The 17,162-nt window shown below is 68.5% G+C and carries 19 protein-coding genes; 2 read left to right on the top strand and 17 right to left on the bottom strand.

Features of this window, described 5'->3' with window-relative positions; all coding sequences use genetic code 11:
• Positions 1-46 precede the first annotated feature (46 nt).
• The 7 genes from ACVK00_RS08915 to ACVK00_RS08945 all read right to left on the bottom strand — a co-directional run bounded on the left by ACVK00_RS08915 (position 47) and on the right by ACVK00_RS08945 (position 5,323).
• Positions 47-664: a hypothetical protein gene (locus ACVK00_RS08915; RefSeq protein WP_006760772.1), complete on the bottom strand. Its 618-nt coding sequence runs from the start codon at positions 662-664 to the stop codon at positions 47-49.
• Between the two features lie 113 nt (positions 665-777).
• A complete protein-coding gene (locus ACVK00_RS08920) occupies positions 778-1,398 on the bottom strand; it encodes a hypothetical protein (protein WP_228908171.1) in 621 nt (206 codons plus the stop codon).
• Positions 1,395-1,937, bottom strand: a complete 543-nt coding sequence (locus ACVK00_RS08925) for a hypothetical protein (RefSeq protein WP_228908170.1) — start codon at positions 1,935-1,937, stop codon at positions 1,395-1,397. The genes ACVK00_RS08920 and ACVK00_RS08925 overlap by 4 nt, the downstream gene beginning before the upstream one ends.
• 66 nt (positions 1,938-2,003) lie before the next feature.
• The gene (locus ACVK00_RS08930; protein WP_284895396.1) at positions 2,004-3,128 is read right to left on the bottom strand and encodes an extracellular catalytic domain type 2 short-chain-length polyhydroxyalkanoate depolymerase; all 1,125 of its coding nucleotides are present in this window, start codon (positions 3,126-3,128) and stop codon (positions 2,004-2,006) included.
• A 175-nt stretch (positions 3,129-3,303) separates the two neighbouring features.
• Positions 3,304-3,750 carry a lysozyme gene (locus tag ACVK00_RS08935; protein ID WP_011659244.1) on the bottom strand — a complete coding sequence of 149 codons (447 nt, stop codon included), beginning with the start codon at positions 3,748-3,750 and terminating at the stop codon, positions 3,304-3,306.
• Positions 3,734-4,615: a DUF2589 domain-containing protein gene (locus tag ACVK00_RS08940; protein ID WP_284895395.1), complete on the bottom strand. Its 882-nt coding sequence runs from the start codon at positions 4,613-4,615 to the stop codon at positions 3,734-3,736. The genes ACVK00_RS08935 and ACVK00_RS08940 overlap by 17 nt, the downstream gene beginning before the upstream one ends.
• A gap of 15 nt (positions 4,616-4,630) precedes the next feature.
• A complete protein-coding gene (locus ACVK00_RS08945; RefSeq protein ID WP_012366524.1) occupies positions 4,631-5,323 on the bottom strand; it encodes a DUF2589 domain-containing protein in 693 nt (230 codons plus the stop codon).
• 281 nt (positions 5,324-5,604) lie between these two features.
• Between ACVK00_RS08945 and ACVK00_RS08950 the strand changes: the two genes are divergently transcribed.
• Positions 5,605-6,288, top strand: a complete 684-nt coding sequence (locus ACVK00_RS08950; protein ID WP_012366523.1) for a helix-turn-helix transcriptional regulator — start codon at positions 5,605-5,607, stop codon at positions 6,286-6,288.
• Between the two features lie 50 nt (positions 6,289-6,338).
• On the opposite strand, the gene ACVK00_RS08955 is transcribed toward ACVK00_RS08950, so the two are convergent.
• The 10 genes from ACVK00_RS08955 to lysA all read right to left on the bottom strand — a co-directional run bounded on the left by ACVK00_RS08955 (position 6,339) and on the right by lysA (position 16,060).
• Positions 6,339-7,391 (bottom strand): hypothetical protein, encoded by a 1,053-nt coding sequence (locus ACVK00_RS08955; protein ID WP_284895394.1) that lies wholly within the window; start codon positions 7,389-7,391, stop codon positions 6,339-6,341.
• A gap of 1 nt (position 7,392) precedes the next feature.
• Positions 7,393-8,496 (bottom strand): hypothetical protein, encoded by a 1,104-nt coding sequence (locus ACVK00_RS08960; RefSeq protein ID WP_284895393.1) that lies wholly within the window; start codon positions 8,494-8,496, stop codon positions 7,393-7,395.
• Positions 8,497-8,552: 56 nt separating this feature from the next.
• Positions 8,553-9,194 carry a hypothetical protein gene (locus ACVK00_RS08965; RefSeq protein ID WP_284895392.1) on the bottom strand — a complete coding sequence of 214 codons (642 nt, stop codon included), beginning with the start codon at positions 9,192-9,194 and terminating at the stop codon, positions 8,553-8,555.
• 20 nt (positions 9,195-9,214) lie between these two features.
• Positions 9,215-9,826 carry a ribosome-inactivating family protein gene (locus ACVK00_RS08970; protein WP_175761427.1) on the bottom strand — a complete coding sequence of 204 codons (612 nt, stop codon included), beginning with the start codon at positions 9,824-9,826 and terminating at the stop codon, positions 9,215-9,217.
• A 422-nt stretch (positions 9,827-10,248) separates the two neighbouring features.
• On the bottom strand, positions 10,249-10,593 hold the full coding sequence (locus ACVK00_RS08975; RefSeq protein WP_228908164.1) for a DUF3088 domain-containing protein: 345 nt from the start codon (positions 10,591-10,593) through the stop codon (positions 10,249-10,251).
• An 87-nt stretch (positions 10,594-10,680) separates the two neighbouring features.
• On the bottom strand, positions 10,681-11,868 hold the full coding sequence (metC, locus tag ACVK00_RS08980) for a cystathionine beta-lyase (RefSeq protein ID WP_284895391.1): 1,188 nt from the start codon (positions 11,866-11,868) through the stop codon (positions 10,681-10,683).
• A 49-nt stretch (positions 11,869-11,917) separates the two neighbouring features.
• Positions 11,918-12,643 carry an amino acid ABC transporter ATP-binding protein gene (locus ACVK00_RS08985; protein ID WP_041491502.1) on the bottom strand — a complete coding sequence of 242 codons (726 nt, stop codon included), beginning with the start codon at positions 12,641-12,643 and terminating at the stop codon, positions 11,918-11,920.
• A 44-nt stretch (positions 12,644-12,687) separates the two neighbouring features.
• Positions 12,688-13,347 carry an amino acid ABC transporter permease gene (locus ACVK00_RS08990; protein WP_212084663.1) on the bottom strand — a complete coding sequence of 220 codons (660 nt, stop codon included), beginning with the start codon at positions 13,345-13,347 and terminating at the stop codon, positions 12,688-12,690.
• A gap of 84 nt (positions 13,348-13,431) precedes the next feature.
• On the bottom strand, positions 13,432-14,232 hold the full coding sequence (locus tag ACVK00_RS08995) for a transporter substrate-binding domain-containing protein (protein ID WP_354123271.1): 801 nt from the start codon (positions 14,230-14,232) through the stop codon (positions 13,432-13,434).
• 589 nt (positions 14,233-14,821) lie between these two features.
• On the bottom strand, positions 14,822-16,060 hold the full coding sequence (lysA, locus tag ACVK00_RS09000; RefSeq protein ID WP_175790424.1) for a diaminopimelate decarboxylase: 1,239 nt from the start codon (positions 16,058-16,060) through the stop codon (positions 14,822-14,824).
• Positions 16,061-16,169: 109 nt separating this feature from the next.
• Here lysA and ACVK00_RS09005 point away from each other — a divergent pair, with 109 nt between their 5' ends.
• Positions 16,170-17,084, top strand: coding sequence for a LysR family transcriptional regulator (locus tag ACVK00_RS09005; protein WP_175654465.1), 915 nt, complete (start codon positions 16,170-16,172; stop codon positions 17,082-17,084).
• Positions 17,085-17,162: the final 78 nt, after the last annotated feature.

The raw sequence follows: 17,162 nt of genomic DNA on the forward strand, positions 1-17,162 counted from the left end.
AACTGATTGATAGGGCGCCGGCCATGCGTTGCCGGCGCACGAACCGTTACGCCATCACCACGTTTTCCAGCCGGAACGTGAACGGCAGCGAGCGCGGGCCCGGGCCGCCGCCGGTCATCACGATGTCGGCGCTCGCGATGCCGAGCAGCGACAGTTCCGTGTTGATGTCGGAGATCACGGCGGAATTCATCAGCGCGCCCTGTTCGATCTGCGACGCGACGCCGATCCAGATCGTCGGCTTGAACTGGAACACGGCCTTCTGGCCTGGCGCGACGGAGGTCTTGCGCGCGAGCGCGCTGCCGTCCTTGTAGATCGTCGCGTTGATCGCGCCGGCCGGCAGGTCGTTGCGCACCTGCACCTCGGCGCTCGCGCCCGGATCGCCGCCGAGCTGCAGCACGTCGCCCGAGCTGGAGCGCACGACCTGGAACACCTGGCCGTTCGTCGCGGTCTGCTGCGGCATGTAGTTGCCCCAGCTGTCGCTCGCGCTCACGCTCATCGTCATCGGGAACTTGAACGGATGGTTGTCGCCCTGGCCGCAGTTGCGGATCACCTTCCACGCGATCGCGAGTTCGTCGAAGTCGGTCGCCACGTTCTTCTGGAAGATCACGACGCTCGAGTTGTTGGCGTCGTTCGAGCGGTTGATCAGGTTCAGTTGGATATCCACGTCGTTGCTCCTTGAGTTTGAAAAAAACGGCAGTCGGTCTGCCGCACACCTTTCCCCGCCGGCCCGGCTGCGAAGCCGTGCCGTCAAGCCGGTCCAAACGGTATCGGGCGGCGCTACGCGCGCACGATGTGCTCGAGCGCGAACGCGAACGGCTGCGCGTCGGCGCCGGTGCCGCCGCCCGTCATCACGATGTCCGCCGCGGCCACGCCCGCCAGCGGCAGCTGCGTGTTCGCGCTCGACATCACCGCCGCGTGCAGCGCGCGGCTTTCCTGCACCTGCGACGCCACGCCGATCCACAGCGTCGGCGTGAAGCGGAACACGGCCTTCTGCCCGGGCGCGACCGCTTCCTTCACCGCGATCAGCCGGCCCGCGCTGAACGCGTTGACGTTCACCGCGCCGCGCCGCATCCGGTTGACGACCTCGATGTCGCCGCCCGGTGCGTCGGCCGGATCGGGCACGAGCCGGCCGCGTCCGGTCGGCTGCGTGTCCACGACGAAGCGCACGCCGGCGGGCGCCGTGACGCGCGGCGAGAAGTTGCCGTGCTCGTCGCCGAGCGCGACGTCGATGTCGGTCGAGTAATCGAACGGGTGAAAGCAGTCGCGTCCGCAGTAGCGAATCACCTTCCACGCGATCGCGAATGCGTCGAGATCGGGCATCACGTCGCGCTGGAACAGCACGACTTCGCTGTTGCCGCGGTCGTTCGAGCGATTGATGAAGCGCAGCTTGATGTTCATGGCGCTTGCTCCTGATCGGGCGTGCCGCGTTCGTCGCGCAGCGTGCGGTCGGCCCACTGCGCAAGCGCGGGCGGCACGCCGTTCGCGAGCGACGCGACGTGCAGCGCATGCGCACGCGCCTGGGCCTGCAGGTCGCCGGCGAAGCGGCCGAGCGCCATCGCGGCATCGGCCGGCCCGCGCGTGCGGCCGAGATCGTCGAGGTATTGCGCGGCGGCATCCGCCATCGCGCCCGCATGCTGCAGGTGGCTCTGCGTGAAGCGCGTGGCGAGATCCGCATTCAGCGCCGCCAGCTCCTTGACCGCGGCGGCCGAACCGCCGAGCCCGAACCGTTCGAGCTGGCCGCGCCACAACGCGTCGGTCGCGGCCTGGCAGGCATCCGTATAGCGGTGGCCGGCGAGCAGCGCGGTGTGTGCGAACGCGCGCCACGCGGGGGCGCCGGGCGTGCCGCCGGGGCTGGTCGTCTGCGCGGCGAGCGTGCCGAACAGCTGGAGCGCGTCGGCGTGCGCGCGTTCCCATTGGGCGATGAACGTGGAGAACATGGCGATTCCTCGTGATGAAGGCGCGATGAAGGTGCAATGACGGCGTGATGGCGGCCGAAGCGCGGATTACTGACGCGCGGCGCCGAGGCGCTGCACCATCCGCATCACGGCGGCCATTTGCGGCGCGTCGCGGCGGTAGAAGCCGGGGTTGAGCGGATCGGCGCTCGTATAGCCCCAGAAATCCCAGCAGCCGGCCGGATTGACGGCCGATTTCTCGACCTGCGGATAGAGCACGATCAGCCGGTTCGTATCGGCGATCTCGTTGTAGCCGACGCCGCGAATCATCCTCTCGCCGACCGTCGCGACGTTCTGCACGCAGCCGTGGAACACCACGTGCACCGCGCAAGTCACGCGCTCGCAATCGGCCGGCACGTAGGCATAGCCGGTATCGCCGAGCGACGCGGTGCGGCGCGGATCGAACGCGCGCTGGTCGAACGCCAGCAGCTTGCCGCCTGCCTGCGCGGCCGGCGGATTGAGCGGCTTGTCGGGCGTGCCGTAGATCCAGCGCACGATGTCGTGCGCCTGTTCGAAGCCGCAGTTGTCGATATACGGGCTCGCGTTCGCGCTGCACGCGTTGTCCTCGGGGCGGTTCGTGATGAACGCATGCCCGGCATCCGGCGATGCGCGGTACTGGAGGTTCGCGGCCGGCACCTGCGCGAGCGTGTAGAAGCGCGCGGTCTGGTCGACGACGCGCGTCGACACCACCGTATCCTTCGCGCCGCTGAACACGTAGATGCGCTGGCTGCGCAGCGCGGCCGGATCGTCGATCTCGCCACGCTGCGCGAAGGTGCGCGCGGCGCGCCACGCATCGGCCGCGGACGGCGCGGGGCCGATCGGCTGCATGCACAGCGTGGCCGCGGCCACGGCCGGCGGGATCAGTGCGTTCACGCCCGCGCAGTAGAACGGGCCTCCCGCGACGATGCCCGCGCCGATCAGCCGGCTCGAGAACGCGACGTCGAACTGCGCGGCCATGAAGCCGCCGGACGACAGCCCCGACACCGACGTGCGCTGCAGGTCGGCTGCGTAGGCGGGCAACGGATCGGTGGAAGCCGCGACGGCTTGCGGCGCGCCCGAAGCCACGGCGGCCGCGGCGGCGAACGCGACGCAGACGGTGCGCAGCGCGCGGCGCAGCGCGTGCGAAACGGCGAAGCGGGACGGCATCGTGCGGCCGGTCGAGCGAGTGATGTTCATGCGAGGCTCCTGTTGTCGTGGCGAATGGCGGATGACGAATCGTTGTAACGGATCGGGTACGGCAAGACCGGACTTCAGCGACGGTTTCAGCTTACGGGTACGCGACGACTTGCGAAATGGCGCGAACGGCATGCGCGGCGACCCGTGACGTTCGGCCGGTGCGGCGTCACGGCGCTCATGACAGAAACAGCGCGCGCTCGGCCTGGCGGCGCTTCGTGAGCCCCGCGAGCGGCTTGCCGCCGGCCTTGTTCCAGACGAGGAACTGGTCGGCCGCACGCGTGCGCGCGCCGGCGTTCAGGTAGCGCAGCAGCGTCGACGAGCGCAACCGTCCCGCGCCGAGATTGAAGACGAACGACATCAGCGCGTCGAACTGCTGCTGCGTGACCGGCACGTGCAGCAGCTTGCGCAGGTTCAGCTCGGCGCCGCGCAGGTCGCGGCGCAGCAGCGCCTCCGCTTCGGCGGGCGTGAGCGGGCGCGTGAAGCGCTCGTTCGGCAGGATCAGGTGCCCGTAGCCGATCGTCGGCTTGCCGACCGCGTCGAGATAGCGCGCGAGGCGCAGCCCCTCGAACTGCTTGATCAGCGCGATGCCCTGCGCACCGGTGCGTTCAGGCTGGTTCGCCATCGTCGTTCTCCTTGCTGCCCGGCCGTGCGCGCGGCACCAGGCGATGCGTGTATTCGTCGATCACGCGCATGATCGCTTCGGGCGGGGCCAGCGCCATGAATTGCATTTCGATGTCGATGTGCTCGGTGTCGCGCTGCCGCGTATTGCCCTGCGCGTCCTTTTTCCCGGAACGCGGCGCGAACGTCACGTAGAAGCGGCTGCGCTGGTCGTCGTCGCCCGCGATGCCGCCGGCCGGCAGCGCCTCGGTGAAGTCGCCGCGCACGGTCAGGTGCACGATCATCCGGTCGAGCGCGAGCCCGCGCGGCGTGGCGAGCGCGACGAGCGGCACCGGCATCGTGTGCTCCGCGTCGAGCGCGACCGTGACCTCGCGCGGCGCGAGCAGGCCGTCGTCGCGCAGGTCGAAGAACTGGTCGAGCACGGCCGTGTACTGGTGCGCGAGCAACTGGTTCGCGGCGGCGGCGGCGTGCTGCATCCCGCGCGCGATCTCGTCGAGCGCGATGCCGCGCGGCGGCGGGCGCGCGTCGTCGGCCGGCATGCCGGGCGAAGGGGCGGGTGGCGCTGGCGGGGCAGGCGGCAGGCTGCCGGCGGAAGCGCCGGGCGCGGTGGCCGGTGCGTCATGCGTGCCCGGTACGGCGCCGACCGGCCAGCCGGCGCCATCGGGCGGCACATGGCGCGCCGGATCGGCGGCTAGCGCCGCCGGTGCAGCGGTACCCGCGCCCGCGCCGGCATGGCCCGCTGCCGGCGCGGCCGGCGGCGGGACCGGCCCGTCGGGTTCCTGCCGGGCGTTGCCGCCGTCCGGACGCGGATTCCCGTCGTCGCGCCTGCCGCCGTCCGCGCGGCGCGACCGTCTGAAGAGCCTGAACATGGCCGGTCCGCGCGCTTACGCGTGCGCCGGCTGCCGGGCATCCGCACCGGCGGCGGCCGGCGCGGCCGCGCTGCCGCCGGATCCGGACGCGTCGCCGACCAGCTTGCCGTCGGTCGGCGTCGCCGGCAGCGGCTTCACGTCCTTCGCGTTGCCTTCGGTGACCACCGGCTTGGTCGCGGCTTCGGTCAGGAAGTCGATCACGCGCATCAGCGCTTCGGGCGGCGACTGGCGCTTCACCTGCGTATGGATCGAGTATTTCGCGCGCGTGTCGGTGCTGCGCGTCTGCTCAGCCTTGTGCGACACGCGCCCGGACACGCTCACGCTGATCGGCCCCCAGCCGAACTTCGCCTGGAATTCGCCGCCGGCCTCGGTCGACGACGACGACTTCTCCGACTGCGTGATCTCCATCTCGAAGTCGATCGTGCCTTCCTCGATCGCGATGATCGGGTGGACGATCGCCGCGAGCAGCGGGATGCGCATGGTCTTCTGCACGACGCCTTTCGACACGCCGCTTTCGTCCACCAGCGTCTCGTCGTAGTCGAACTGGACGGCCACGGCCTTGCCGCCCTGGATGCAGACCTGCATCAGGAAATCCGCGTAGCTCTTCGCGGCCTGCGTCTGCGCGCTGATCATCGCTTTTAACGGGCCGGCGATCATTTGGTCCATGGGTAAAGCGTTAATGACCGAGCCGATGAAATTCGCGTCCATGAATAAACTCCTCTTCGTGTCGAAGACAACGGAAATTCGCTGTCGTTATTCACGTTAGGAAATTAAAAACGGTTACCCAATATGACGTCCGTCATGGCCGGCGGCCCGGGCCGGCCCGCGACGGGCATCGGCGCGCGCGGCGGGGCCCGGCGCGGACGAATTAGGCCATTCGTCACGGAGCGACGGGCCTAGTGCGCGGTGCGTGAAACAGCGGTAAAAAAACGCCGGGTAGGGAAGTAAAAAAAACAAACCGAGCAGCCCGATTTCGAGGAAACCGCGCAATGAACGTTCTAATGATCGATAGCCCGCCGTTATTCGTCGCGGGTGTGGCGGACGTACTGTGTAAACGCGATGTCAACTGGCATGTGTGGTCGGCTCGCTGTCCCGAGGACGTCTTGCGCCTGCGCGATGCGTTGCTGCCCGAGACGGTGGAGGCAATCACGATCGAATGCGACGAGCACGCCGCGCGGCCGAGCTGGCCGAACGTGCTGCACGAGACGTTCGCCGGCGCGCCGTGGCTGTGCGTGGCGACGGCCGTGTGCCGCCGCACGATTGCCGATGCGCTGCTGGCGGGGGCGGCCGGCATCATCGACCGGCACGCGAGCGCCGACGAGTTCGCGGATGCGCTCGGCCGGGTGGCGGCCGGTGCGATCTACGTGCCGCCGAACGACGGCGGCGCGACGCAGGCGCGCCCGGGCGGCCTGCCGGCCGGCGACGATCGCGCGTTCGAGCGTCTCACGCCGCGCCAGCGCGACGTGCTGCGCCTGTTGGCCGAAGGCAAGTCGAACAAGCAGATCTGCCGCGTGCTGAACGTCGCGGAAGGCACGATCAAGAACCACCTGTATGCGCTGTTTCGCCAGATCGGCGTGAGCAACCGGACCGAGGCCGCATTGTGGCTCGCGCGCCACGTGTCGTCCGATTCATCCGGCTTCCCGTTTGCGCCGGCCTGCCATGCGCCCGGCTGATGCGTGTGACGGGCGCACCGGCCGGGCCGGCGCGCGAGTTCGGCGTCGCGCTATTGCCGGGGCGCGTCGGGCGGGAGCGGATCGTCCGCGGCCGAGGGGACGGGATGGGCCGCGAGCATCGCGCGCGTGAACTCGGCGAGGCGCGCCCGGACGACGTCGGCGGACGCCGCGCCGTCGAGCGATTGCTGCAGGTCGAGCAGCCTCGCCGCCAGTTCGCCCTGCCATTGCGCGCGTTCGCCGGCCGCGCGCGCGCGATTCGCGGCGAGCGTCGCGCCGACCTCGGCCGAGCGATCGCCCTGCACGAGCGTCTCGAGCGTTTCGACGAGCCGCTGCAGCACGCGGTGCACGGCCGTCGCCGAGAAGCCGCCGAGCATCGCGAGCGCCGGCCGCCCGAAGCTGTGCATGCTGCCCTGCGCGAACAGCTGCGCCGGCAGCATCTCGACGAGGATCAGGCCGGCGATCACGCCGAGAATCAGCCGTGCACCGTACGATGCGTCGTACTTCGGATCGTAGGTTGACGCGGCGACATAGTGGTGCGCCTGGAACAGCGTCGCGAACGAGGCGCCGAGGCCTGCGCAGCACAGCAGGAACGTCGTGTTCCACAGCAGCTGCATGCCGTTGGATTGCAGGAAGCCGCGCTCGATGTTCTCGCCCGACACCTGCGGCGACAGGCTCGTCAGCACGACCGCGAGCAGGAAGCCGAGCGCCGAGCCAGTCAGCAGCCGGATCAGCGGCACCGGGCCGAGCCACGCGAACGGGTGCGCCTGGCGCCGGTGCATGTCGAGCAGCGCGACCGCTTGCGGCGTCGCGGGCGCGACGAGCGTCGCGAGCTTGCGGTGGATCGCGGCGAGCGCGTGCTGCTGCGCGGGCGCCAGCGGCGTCGCGGCCGATGCGCCGGCCGATGCGCCGGCCGAACAGGCGGCCGCGATCAGCGCCGCGAGCCGCGCGACGAGTTCGGGCTCGATCGGCAGCCCGTGATGGAGCGCATAGCGCGCCATCGCCTCGCATTCGTCGCACAGCTGCGCGGCGAGATCGTCTGGTGCGCGTGGCGCCGCCGGCATCGCCTGCCGCGCGCGCCAGCGGCCGAAGCGCGAGGCGCCCATGTCACGGTGTACCGTCCGCGCCCGGCACGTCCACGTCGAACGCGTGGATTGCGACGCGTTCGCGATCCGAGCTCGACAGGTGACGCACGCACGGCGCTTCGGCGATGCGCTGCCAGCGCGTTCGCGTGCGGTCGACCGCGAACACGACGACTTCCCTCCGGCTGCGGCCGTCGTTGTGCGCGATGTATTGCAGCGAGTCCGGCACGTCGAACGTGCGATCGGTCGGATTCACGCCGTACGACAGCACGAAGTCGAGCACGAGTGCGCCGTCGTCGAGATGCGGCGGCTTGACGTCGTTGCCCGGATGCCGGCGCCATTTCAGGAAGTCGAGGCAGATGTCGATGCCGAACGGCGGCGCGTCGCCGAGCCGGTTGTCGAAGCTGTCCGACAGGCGCGGGCCCTGGTACGGTGACGATGGCGGCGGCTCGGCCGTCGCGCTTTGCGGCGACACGTCGCTCGTCTTCAGCACCGTCACGAGCGTGCCGTCGCCGAGCCGGAACGTGTGGGCGAGCGGCGTGTCGAGCGCATCGACCGAGTTGCCGTAGTCGATCCACGATGTATGCCGCTTCGGCCAGATCGCGGCGCGGCGCGGCGCGTCACCGTCGCCGTCGTCGTGCGCGAGCGGCGGCAGGAAATTGGTCGTCGCGAACGTGAAATTGAGCGACACGTATGGCCCGACGGGCATGCCGTTATCGGGCACGTCGGCCGCCGCCTCGTGCTTCACGAGCATCGCGACGGTGCCGGGCAGGAACACGATCGGCCCGTACCGTTGCACCGGAAAGCGATCCGCGATGGCGCCGATCGCGCGCCGCACCGGATCGAGCTGCAGATCGACGAGCGCGTGGAGTTCGTCGACGTCGCGCAGCGCGTCCCACGGCACGTTCCAGTAGAACTCGGGCGCGGTCACGAACGTGACGGGCGGCGCATCGTCGTCTTGCGCGTCGCGACGCACGGCTTCGAACGCGCTCGACAGCGCGCCGCTCAGGTAATTGAGCGCGACCTGCTGCACGCGCGCCGCATAAGCTTCGAGATCTTCGTCGGGCGCACGCTTGGGTTTGCTGTCGCACGCATAGCGTACGGAAACGACTCGGACAGGCTGTTTCAAGATCGGTTTCCTCTTTCTTCATGGCGGCGGCGCGGCGGGGCCACGCCGCCGCGGCTTCAGGTGGACGTGATGTCAGTGATCCAGAACCACGGGTTCGCGTACGGCCCGTCGACGACCTTCGCGACGGTTTGCCCGGGGCCCGGATCGAGCGTGCCGGGCACCCAGGTTTCGTAGTGGATCGGCGAGAAATACAGGCGGCCGAACACATAGTCGAACGCGATGCGCGCGCGATTGCCGCCGCGGAACAGCGTGTTCGTGCCGGCCGTGTATTCGACGTAGCCGGTCGTTTGCGTGTCGCCGCCGCGTCCGTTCGAATTCGCCTTGAACGTGCGCGCGTAGCGTTCGTACAGCTTCGCGCGCTCGGTGAGCCCGTCGAATGGGTCCGTCGGCGTGCCGTATCCGAACGTCGGCAGGTAGCGCGGCGCGTTCTGGTGGATCTGCCGCATCGCCCCAAGCACGTCGCTGCCGATATGGCGCCCGGGCGGACCGCGATCGACGACGCGCGCGGACGTAGCGATTTCGGACATCAGCGCCCGCAGCTCGGGCGGTGCGTCGAGCCGAGCGAACGGAATCACGTACATCGGCAGTGCGCAGCCGGTCTGCTGCTTGCCCGCGCGCGGCGTATCGCCGGCATTCGCGATCAGGCTCAGCACGAACGTTTCCCACCGCAGCGACGCATTGAAGTCGAGGCTTGACATGGCGTGCTCCTTCGTCGGCATCAGGCCGGATCGCCGAGCGGGAAGCCCTTGGCCGCCCAATTGTTGAAGCAGGCCGTGCGGTCGTCGTTCGGCGCGTAGGTCGCGAGCGTGCCGTCGAGCAGGCCGGCGATCGCGTGCGCGGTGCGCGCGAAGCGCAGCGCCTCGGACAACGCGATCACGAGCCGCGTGAGATCGGGCTTGAACGGCGCGAACTTCGATGCGTCTGCCGGCCGGACCTTCGACAGCGTCCACACGGCCTGATGGAGGTTGCTCGGATTGATCGCCGGCAACGGATCGGTCGCGTAGCCGAGCCAGCCGTACGAACCGTCGCCGCCGAGCGCCGTCGCGCCGGTCGGCGTGCCGCCCGGAAACGGCCGGATGTCGAACACGAAGGCCATGCCGCTCTGGCCGACGAAGCCGAGTGTGTACAGCGACGCGTCGACGGCGGGGCCGTTCTTCGCGGCTTGCCATGCGAGGTTCAGCAGCAGCGACACGCGCGGCGCGCCGGCGTCGTCATCGATCACGAGGTCGACGGCATGCCGCGTCGCGCGCGTGCCGTTCCGACGGATCGTGTCGCGGAGCGCCGCGAGATCGTCCTGGTAGTCACTGCCCGTGGTGAGTCGAAGTTGCACGATGTCCACTCCTGTCGATAACCCGGCGTCGCTCGGCCGTCGAGACGGCGCGCGGATGGAAGCGGACGCGCAGCCGTGTGGCCACTGTGCGCGGCGCGCGGCGGGTGAACAATGCGGCGGAAGTCATGGCCATCGGTGTGACCGAACACCCGGGAAGCAGGTGCCGGATGCGGCCGACGCAGGCGGCGCAGGATGTGCGGCGGCGTCACGCGACGCGCATGAAGGCTTGGCAACTTCGACGGCGTGCTTCATGCATCGTCGAGCAGCACGCCTGCGCCGCGCCGAAAAACACAACGGCCAGGCTTGCCGGCAGCGGCAAGCCTGGCCGTTGGCGTTGCTGCCGCCGAACGCGTGTTGCTCGAATGTGTCGAGTGCGATCAAGGTACCGATCGCCTGCCGGCGGTGAATCAGCCGCGGCGTGCTTACGCGACGTGCGCGACGCCGTATTGCGACGACAGATAGCGCCGGATGTCGGCCGGCGAATCGATGAAGCGGCGGCCGTCGTGTTCGCGAATCCCGACCGCGTCATCCTTCGGCATGCGCCCGTCGCCGAGCACGAGCACTGGCGCCGACTGGTTGTCCTCGCCGATCAGCGCGACGATCGGCAGGCGCGGCCGCGGCGCGTCGATGTACTCGACCGCGACGGCCTCGCGCAGCTGCGGATAGAAGCTCAGCAGCCCTTCGACGGCGACCGAGTCGCCGCAGTAGAACGGACCTTCGGAGTCCTTGAAAAAACCGGGACGGAGAATGAACAGCGTGTCTTTCATGAGGGTCTCGCTATCAGTGGTGGTCGAACGTTGAAGAAAAAGGGTGGTGCGCGGTGACGCGGGTGACGCAGATGGCGTTGTCGGATTTCAGGCTTCCGCGAGCGCGGCCGCGGCGGCGCGCATTCTCGCGAAGCCGGCGTCGAGGTCGGCGATCATGTCGTCCGGATGCTCGAGCCCCGCGTGAATGCGCAGCAGCGGGCCGGCCGCGTTCCATTGCGTCGCGGTGCGCTGGCGCGACGGATTCGACGGGATGATCAGGCTTTCGAAGCCGCCCCAGCTGTAGCCCATGCCGAAGCACGTCATGCCGTCGAGCAGCGCGCGCACCGCATCGTCGGGCTGCGGATGCAGCACCAGGCCGAACAACCCGCACGCACCCGTGAAGTCGCGCTGCCACAGCGCGTGGCCGGCGTCGCCCGGCCGCGCGGGATACAGGATCTGCGCGACTTCCGGCTGCCGCGCGAGCCAGTCGGTCAGCACCTGCGCATTGCGCTGGTGGCGTTCGAGGCGCACCGACAGCGTGCGCAGGCCGCGCAGCGCGAGATACGCATCGTCGCCGCTGACGGTCATCCCGAGCTGCCGGTAGCAGCGCGTCACCGGCTGCGCGAGCGCTTCGGTCGTCAGGATCACCCCCATCAGCACGTCGGAGTGTCCGGCGATGTATTTGGTCGCCGCGTGGATCGACACGTCGACGCCGTGCGAGAACGAGCGGAAATTCAGCGGCGTGCCCCACGTGTTGTCGAGCAGCACGACCGCGCCATGCTGGTGCGCGACGCGGCAGATCGCGGGGATGTCCTGCACCTCGAACGTCAGCGAGCCGGGCGATTCGGTAAACACCGCGCGCGTGTTCGGCCGCATCAGCGCCGCGATGCCGGCGCCGATCGACGGATCGTAGTAGGTCGTCTCGATGCCGAGGCGGGCGAGCGTCTCGTCGCAGAACGAGCGGGTCGGGTCGTACGCCGAATCGACCATCAGCAGGTGATCGCCGGGATTCAGCACCGCGAGCAGCGCGGTCGTGATCGCGCTGAGCCCGCTCGGCGTCAGCAGCGCGGCATGTGCGCCTTCGAGGCGTGCCAGCGCCTTTTCGAGCGCCCGCGTGGTCGGGCTGCCGTGGCGTCCGTACGCGAGCGGCGTGCCGCGCACGGCGTCGAGCGCGTCGGTGCCGTGAAAGAGCAGCGTCGACTGGCGGTACACGGGCGGGTTCACCGGCGAACCGGGCTGGCCGTGCGAGCGGCCTTCGTGAGCGAGCAGGGTGTCGGTCGAATGCAGGGGATTCAAGATGTCGTCCTTTGAAGGTCAGTCAAATCGGAGCGAGGCCGTCGCGCGGTCAGTGCAGGATCTTGTCGAGGAAGTCGCGTGCGCGTTCGGAGCGCGGCGCGGCAAAGAACGCATCGCTCGCCGCATCCTCGACCACCGCGCCCTGGTCCATGAAGATCACGCGATGCGCGACCTTTCTCGCGAAACCCATCTCGTGCGTGACGCACACCATCGTCATGCCGTCGCGCGCGAGCTCGACCATCACGTCGAGCACTTCGTTGATCATCTCGGGGTCGAGCGCGGAAGTCGGCTCGTCGAACAGCATCGCGACCGGGTTCATCGACAGCGCGCGCGCAATCGCGACGCGTTGCTGCTGCCCGCCGGACAGTTGCCCCGGATACTTGTTCGCATGCGCCTTCAGGCCGACGCGATCGAGCAGCTTCATCGCGTTGTCGAGCGCTTCGTCCTTGCGGCGGCCGAGCACCTTGACCTGCGCGAGCGTCAGGTTGTCGGTGATCGACAGGTGCGGGAACAGCTCGAAATGCTGGAACACCATGCCGACCCGCGCGCGCAGTTGTGCGAGTTTCGCGGCGGGATCGCCGAGCCGCATGCCGTCGACGACGATGCTGCCTTTCTGGAACGGCTCGAGGCCGTTGATCGTCTTGATCAGCGTCGACTTGCCGGAGCCCGACGGCCCGCAGACGACGACCACTTCGCCTTTCGATACCGCCGCGCTGCATGCCGAAAGGACCTGATGCTTGCCATACCACTTGGAAACGTTGTCGAGCGTGATCATGGGTTGTCCGTGGTGGAGGTTCGGGTTGAATGACATGCGCAGGCTCAATGCGTGGACGGCAGCGACAGACGCGTTTCGACACGGCCCTGCAGCCGCGTGAGCAGCGTGCTCAGCACCCAGTAGAGCGCGGCGGCCGCGAGGTACAGCGGCAGCGGCTGGAACGTCGCTGCGATGACTTCCTGCGTCGAGCGCAGCAGCTCGGTGACGGTGATCACCGACACGAGCGACGTGTCCTTGATCAGGCTGATCAGCGTATTGCCGAGGCTCGGCACCGCGAGGCGCAGCGCTTGCGGGCAGACGATGTAGCGCAGCGTCTGCACGTGCGTGAGGCCGAGGCTGTGCGCGGCCGCCCATTGCCCGCGGCCGATGCCGAGGATCGCGCCGCGCATGCTTTCCGACAGGTACGCGCCGGCGTTGAGCGTCAGCGTGAAGATGCCGGCCGTCGTCGGATCGAGCGTGATGCCGAGATCGGGCAGCCCGTAGTAGACGACGAACATCTGCACGAGCAGCGGCGTGCCGCGCATCAGGCTGACGTAGCCCTGCGCGAGACCGGACGCGAGCCGGTTGCTGCCAATGCGCATGATCGCGACCACGAGCCCGACGACGAGGCCGAGCGCCATCGACGCCACCGCGAACTTCAGCGTGAGCAGCGCGCCCTTCACCATCACGGGCAGGGTATGAATGATCAGATCGAGTGCTTCCATCGCGTGTCTCCTGATTGTGTGTCGTGTGCCGCCGAGGGGGCGGCGCTCCCGCGCGTTCAGGCGCGCGGGCGCGTGACGGCTGCGTTATTGCGCGATCGGCCGCGTCGTGTCCGTGCCGAACCACTGCATCGAGATCTTCTTTAGCGTGCCGTCCTGCTGCAGCGACGCGACCGCGTCGTCGATCGCCTTCGCGAACTTCGGATTGCCCTTGCGGAACGGGATGCCCATCCGGTCCTCGCCGCCGGCGAGCACGGAGCCGGGCCGCAGCGGCAGGTGCGAGTTCTTGATCAGGTAGCTCAGCATCAGGCGGTCGTTGACTGCCGCGTCGATACGCCCCGCCGCGAGATCGCGCAGGTTTTCCGGCGTGCCCGGATAGACCTGCAGATCGATCGCGGGCACCGTCTTCACGAGATCGACGTAGTTGCTGCCCATCGTCACGCCGACTTTCTTGCCCTTCAGCTCGTCGAGCGACTTGAACGCACGCGTGTCGTTCTGGCGTTGCAGCAGCTGCGCGGACGAATACACGTACGGCATGCTGAAGTCGAGCGCCTGCTGGCGCGACGGCGTGATCGCGACCTGGTTGACGATCACGTCGAACTTGCCTGCCTGCAGCCCGGCGAGAATCCCGCTCCATTCGGTCGTGACGAACTGCGGCTTCACGCCGAGCCGCGCGGCGATCGCCTTCGCGACGTCGACGTCGAATCCTTCGAGTTGTCCTTCGGCATTGCGGTAGTCGAACGGCGGGTAGGTGCCTTCGAGTGCGATCTTCAGCACGCCGGCCTGTTTGACGGTGTCGAGCAGATCCGCCGCGTGTGACGCCGTGGCCGCCACGCTGAGGAGGGCGGCGGCGAGGCCTTGCTTGAGCGTCGGGGTGAAGGGCTTCATGGTTGTCTCCGGGTGTTGTCGAAACATCGTTGTCGAAATTTTTGGGCGTACGTATCCGCGGCGACGGGCGGCGTCGCCGTGGGCGGGAAGCAGGCCGCAGTGGAATGCGGCGCGGGAAAGGTGCGGCGAGAGACGGCGAAAGACGGCGCGAGAGGCCGCGAGCCGTTTGCCGCGATGCGTTACGGCATGCGTTCGCGCACGGTGGCGTAACGGTGCGCGGCGAAGAGTTCAAGCATCGTGTTCATGAGTGCCCGTGCGGCTTGCGAGTGGGGTAGACCGGCTGCATCGTCGATGCGTGTCCGGTGACGCAAATGCTGAACGACTGAGGGCAATCTTAGATTTGTCAAAAAGGAAAGTGCTTCCAAAAATGCACGGACTTTCCACGCGGCATGGAATGTTTTTCTCCTTGCATGAAACACGGTGCAAGCGATCTGCTGCGGTTGCACGGGATGCGCAGCATCCGGTGCTACGCCGTGCTCGAGCGGTTGCTCCGAGCACCATCGCCGAAAAGCAAAACGGCCAGGCATGCCGGTAGCGGCAAGCCTGGCCGTTGGCGTCCGGTTGATCGAACGCGGCGCGAAGGCGCGTGTTACTCGAACGTTTCGAGCGCGAGCAGTTCGCCGATCGTCTGCCGGCGGCGGATCAGCCGCGGCGTGCCGCGATCGACCAGCACTTCCGGCGCGAGCGGCCGGCTGTTGTAGTTCGAGGACATCGATGCGCCGTATGCGCCCGCATCGTGCAGGAACAGCAGGTCGCCGATCTGCGGTTGCGCGAGCGTGCGGTGCGTGACCACGCCGCCTGCGTCCTGGGTGAACACGTCGCCGGATTCGCACAGCGGCCCCGCGATCGCGATGTCGACGAGCGGCCGGCCGGCCGGCAGCGCGCCGTCCGGCGCATGCACGGACACCGCGTGGTAGCTGCCGTACATCGACGGACGCATCAGGTCGTTGAAGCCCGCATCGATCAGCACGAAGTCGTGCTTCGGCCGGTGGTTCACGGCCTGCACTTCGGTGACGAGCGTGCCGGCCTCGGCGACGAGGAAGCGGCCCGGCTCGATCTCGATGCGCACCGCATGCCCGAGATGCCGTTCGATCCGCTTGCGCGCGGCATCCCACTGGCTGAAGTAGTGGCCGACGTCCACGCGCGGCTCGCCGTCGCGATACGGAATCGACAGCCCGCCGCCGGCGGAGATCGCTTCGATGTCGTGGCCAAGCGACGTGACGAGGTCGACCATCGCGTCGCACACTTGCGACAGATGGCCGTAGTCGACGCCCGAGCCGATATGCATGTGGATGCCGACCAGCTTCAGCCCGTACTGGCGCACGATCTCGATCGCGCGCGGCACGTCGTCGATCCAGATCCCGTGCTTGCTCTGCGGGCCGCCGGTATTGGTCTTGTTGCTGTGGCCGTGGCCGAAGCCGGGATTCACGCGCAGCCACACGCGATGGCCGGGCGCATGCTCGCCGACGCGTGCCAGCATGTCGAGCGAGCCGGCGTTCACGGTCACGCCGTGCTTCAGCACGGCGGCGAGCGTCGGGCGGTCGATCAGGTCGGCTGTGAACACGACGCCTTCCGGATCGCCTGCAGGACTGAACCCCGCCGCGAGGCTGCGCTCGATCTCGCCGAGCGACACGGCGTCGACGCACACGCGTTCGTCGCGCATCAGCTTCAGGATATGCAGGTTCGAGTTCGCCTTCTGCGCGTAGCGGATCACGTCGAACTGACGCAGTTGGGCGATACGGTCGCGGATGACGTCGGCGTCGTACACCCACAGCGGGGTGCCGTATTGCTGCGCGAGCGTCGCGAGCTGGCGGGAATCGAGGGACATGGCGGAGGAACCAAAGCGAATGAACGGACAGCCTGAATGATGCGCCTGTTCGTCTATACAGTAAAATGCCTGATTATCGATGTTCGATTCATTTCTGATATAGGCAGCCATGCTCACACACCGGCACATCGAGGTCTTCCGCGCGCTGATGGTCACCGGCAGCACGACGCGTGCGGCCGAGATGCTCTATACGTCGCAGCCCACGATCAGCCGCGAGCTCGCGCGGATGGAGCAGGTGGTCGGCTTCGCGCTGTTCGAGCGCTCGCATGGCCGGCTGCGGCCGACGATGGCCGCGCTCACGCTGTTCGACGACGTGCGGCTCGCGTATGTGGGGCTCGAGCGTGTCGCGGCGACGGCCGCGCGGCTGCGCGAGTTTCGCGACGGGCAGCTGTCGGTGATCGCGCTGCCGGCGTTTTCGCACGCGATCCTGCCCGGCGCCTGCCGGCGCTTTCATGACGCGCATGCGGGCGTCAGCGTGTCGGTCGCGACGCAGGAGTCGCCGGTGCTCGAAGAGTGGCTGACCGCGCAGCGCTACGATCTCGGGCTGACCGAACACGACGTCGCGCCGGCCGGCACCGTGCTCACGCCGCTGCTCGAAGTCGACGAGGTGTGCGTGCTGCCCGACGGCCATCCGCTGCTCGCGCGGCGCGCGATCGATCTCGCGGATCTCGCCGATCGTCCGTTCGTGAGCCTGTCGCTGAACGACCCGTACCGGATCCTGATCGACGAGGCGTTCGCGCAGCTCGGCGTCGCGCCGCGTTCGGTGGTCGAGACGCCGTCGGCCGTGTCGGTGTGCGCGTTCGTGCGGCAGGGGCTCGGCGCCGCGATCGTCAATCCGCTGACCGCGCTCGATTTCGTCGGGCGCGACCTGCACGTGCGGCCGCTCACGCGCTCGTTTCCGTATCGCGTCAGCGTGATCGTGCCCGAGCACCGGCCGAAGAGCCTGCTCGTCGACGCCTTCGCCGATGCGCTGCGTGGCGAAGCGAAGGCGATTCGCCAACGGCTCGCCGCGCTGCCCGGCTGACGCCGGCCGTATGATGGGCATTTCGATGTGCGTTTTGCCGCGCACGGCGTCCTCCTCCTCGTCACCTTCACGGCAACG

Source organism: Burkholderia sp. PvR073 (genome assembly GCF_054055695.1).

Coding starts and splice junctions, on each gene's coding strand:
- ACVK00_RS08920 (WP_228908171.1), bottom strand. CDS start 1,398: ATGAACATCAAGCTGCGCTTCATCAATCGCTCGAACGACCGCGGCAAC.
- ACVK00_RS08925 (WP_228908170.1), bottom strand. CDS start 1,937: ATGTTCTCCACGTTCATCGCCCAATGGGAACGCGCGCACGCCGACGCG.
- ACVK00_RS08930 (WP_284895396.1), bottom strand. CDS start 3,128: ATGAACATCACTCGCTCGACCGGCCGCACGATGCCGTCCCGCTTCGCC.
- ACVK00_RS08935 (WP_011659244.1), bottom strand. CDS start 3,750: ATGGCGAACCAGCCTGAACGCACCGGTGCGCAGGGCATCGCGCTGATC.
- ACVK00_RS08940 (WP_284895395.1), bottom strand. CDS start 4,615: ATGTTCAGGCTCTTCAGACGGTCGCGCCGCGCGGACGGCGGCAGGCGC.
- ACVK00_RS08945 (WP_012366524.1), bottom strand. CDS start 5,323: ATGGACGCGAATTTCATCGGCTCGGTCATTAACGCTTTACCCATGGAC.
- ACVK00_RS08950 (WP_012366523.1), top strand. CDS start 5,605: ATGAACGTTCTAATGATCGATAGCCCGCCGTTATTCGTCGCGGGTGTG.
- ACVK00_RS08955 (WP_284895394.1), bottom strand. CDS start 7,391: ATGGGCGCCTCGCGCTTCGGCCGCTGGCGCGCGCGGCAGGCGATGCCG.
- ACVK00_RS08965 (WP_284895392.1), bottom strand. CDS start 9,194: ATGTCAAGCCTCGACTTCAATGCGTCGCTGCGGTGGGAAACGTTCGTG.
- ACVK00_RS08975 (WP_228908164.1), bottom strand. CDS start 10,593: ATGAAAGACACGCTGTTCATTCTCCGTCCCGGTTTTTTCAAGGACTCC.
- ACVK00_RS08985 (WP_041491502.1), bottom strand. CDS start 12,643: ATGATCACGCTCGACAACGTTTCCAAGTGGTATGGCAAGCATCAGGTC.
- ACVK00_RS08990 (WP_212084663.1), bottom strand. CDS start 13,347: ATGGAAGCACTCGATCTGATCATTCATACCCTGCCCGTGATGGTGAAG.
- ACVK00_RS08995 (WP_354123271.1), bottom strand. CDS start 14,232: ATGAAGCCCTTCACCCCGACGCTCAAGCAAGGCCTCGCCGCCGCCCTC.
- lysA (WP_175790424.1), bottom strand. CDS start 16,060: ATGTCCCTCGATTCCCGCCAGCTCGCGACGCTCGCGCAGCAATACGGC.
- ACVK00_RS09005 (WP_175654465.1), top strand. CDS start 16,170: ATGCTCACACACCGGCACATCGAGGTCTTCCGCGCGCTGATGGTCACC.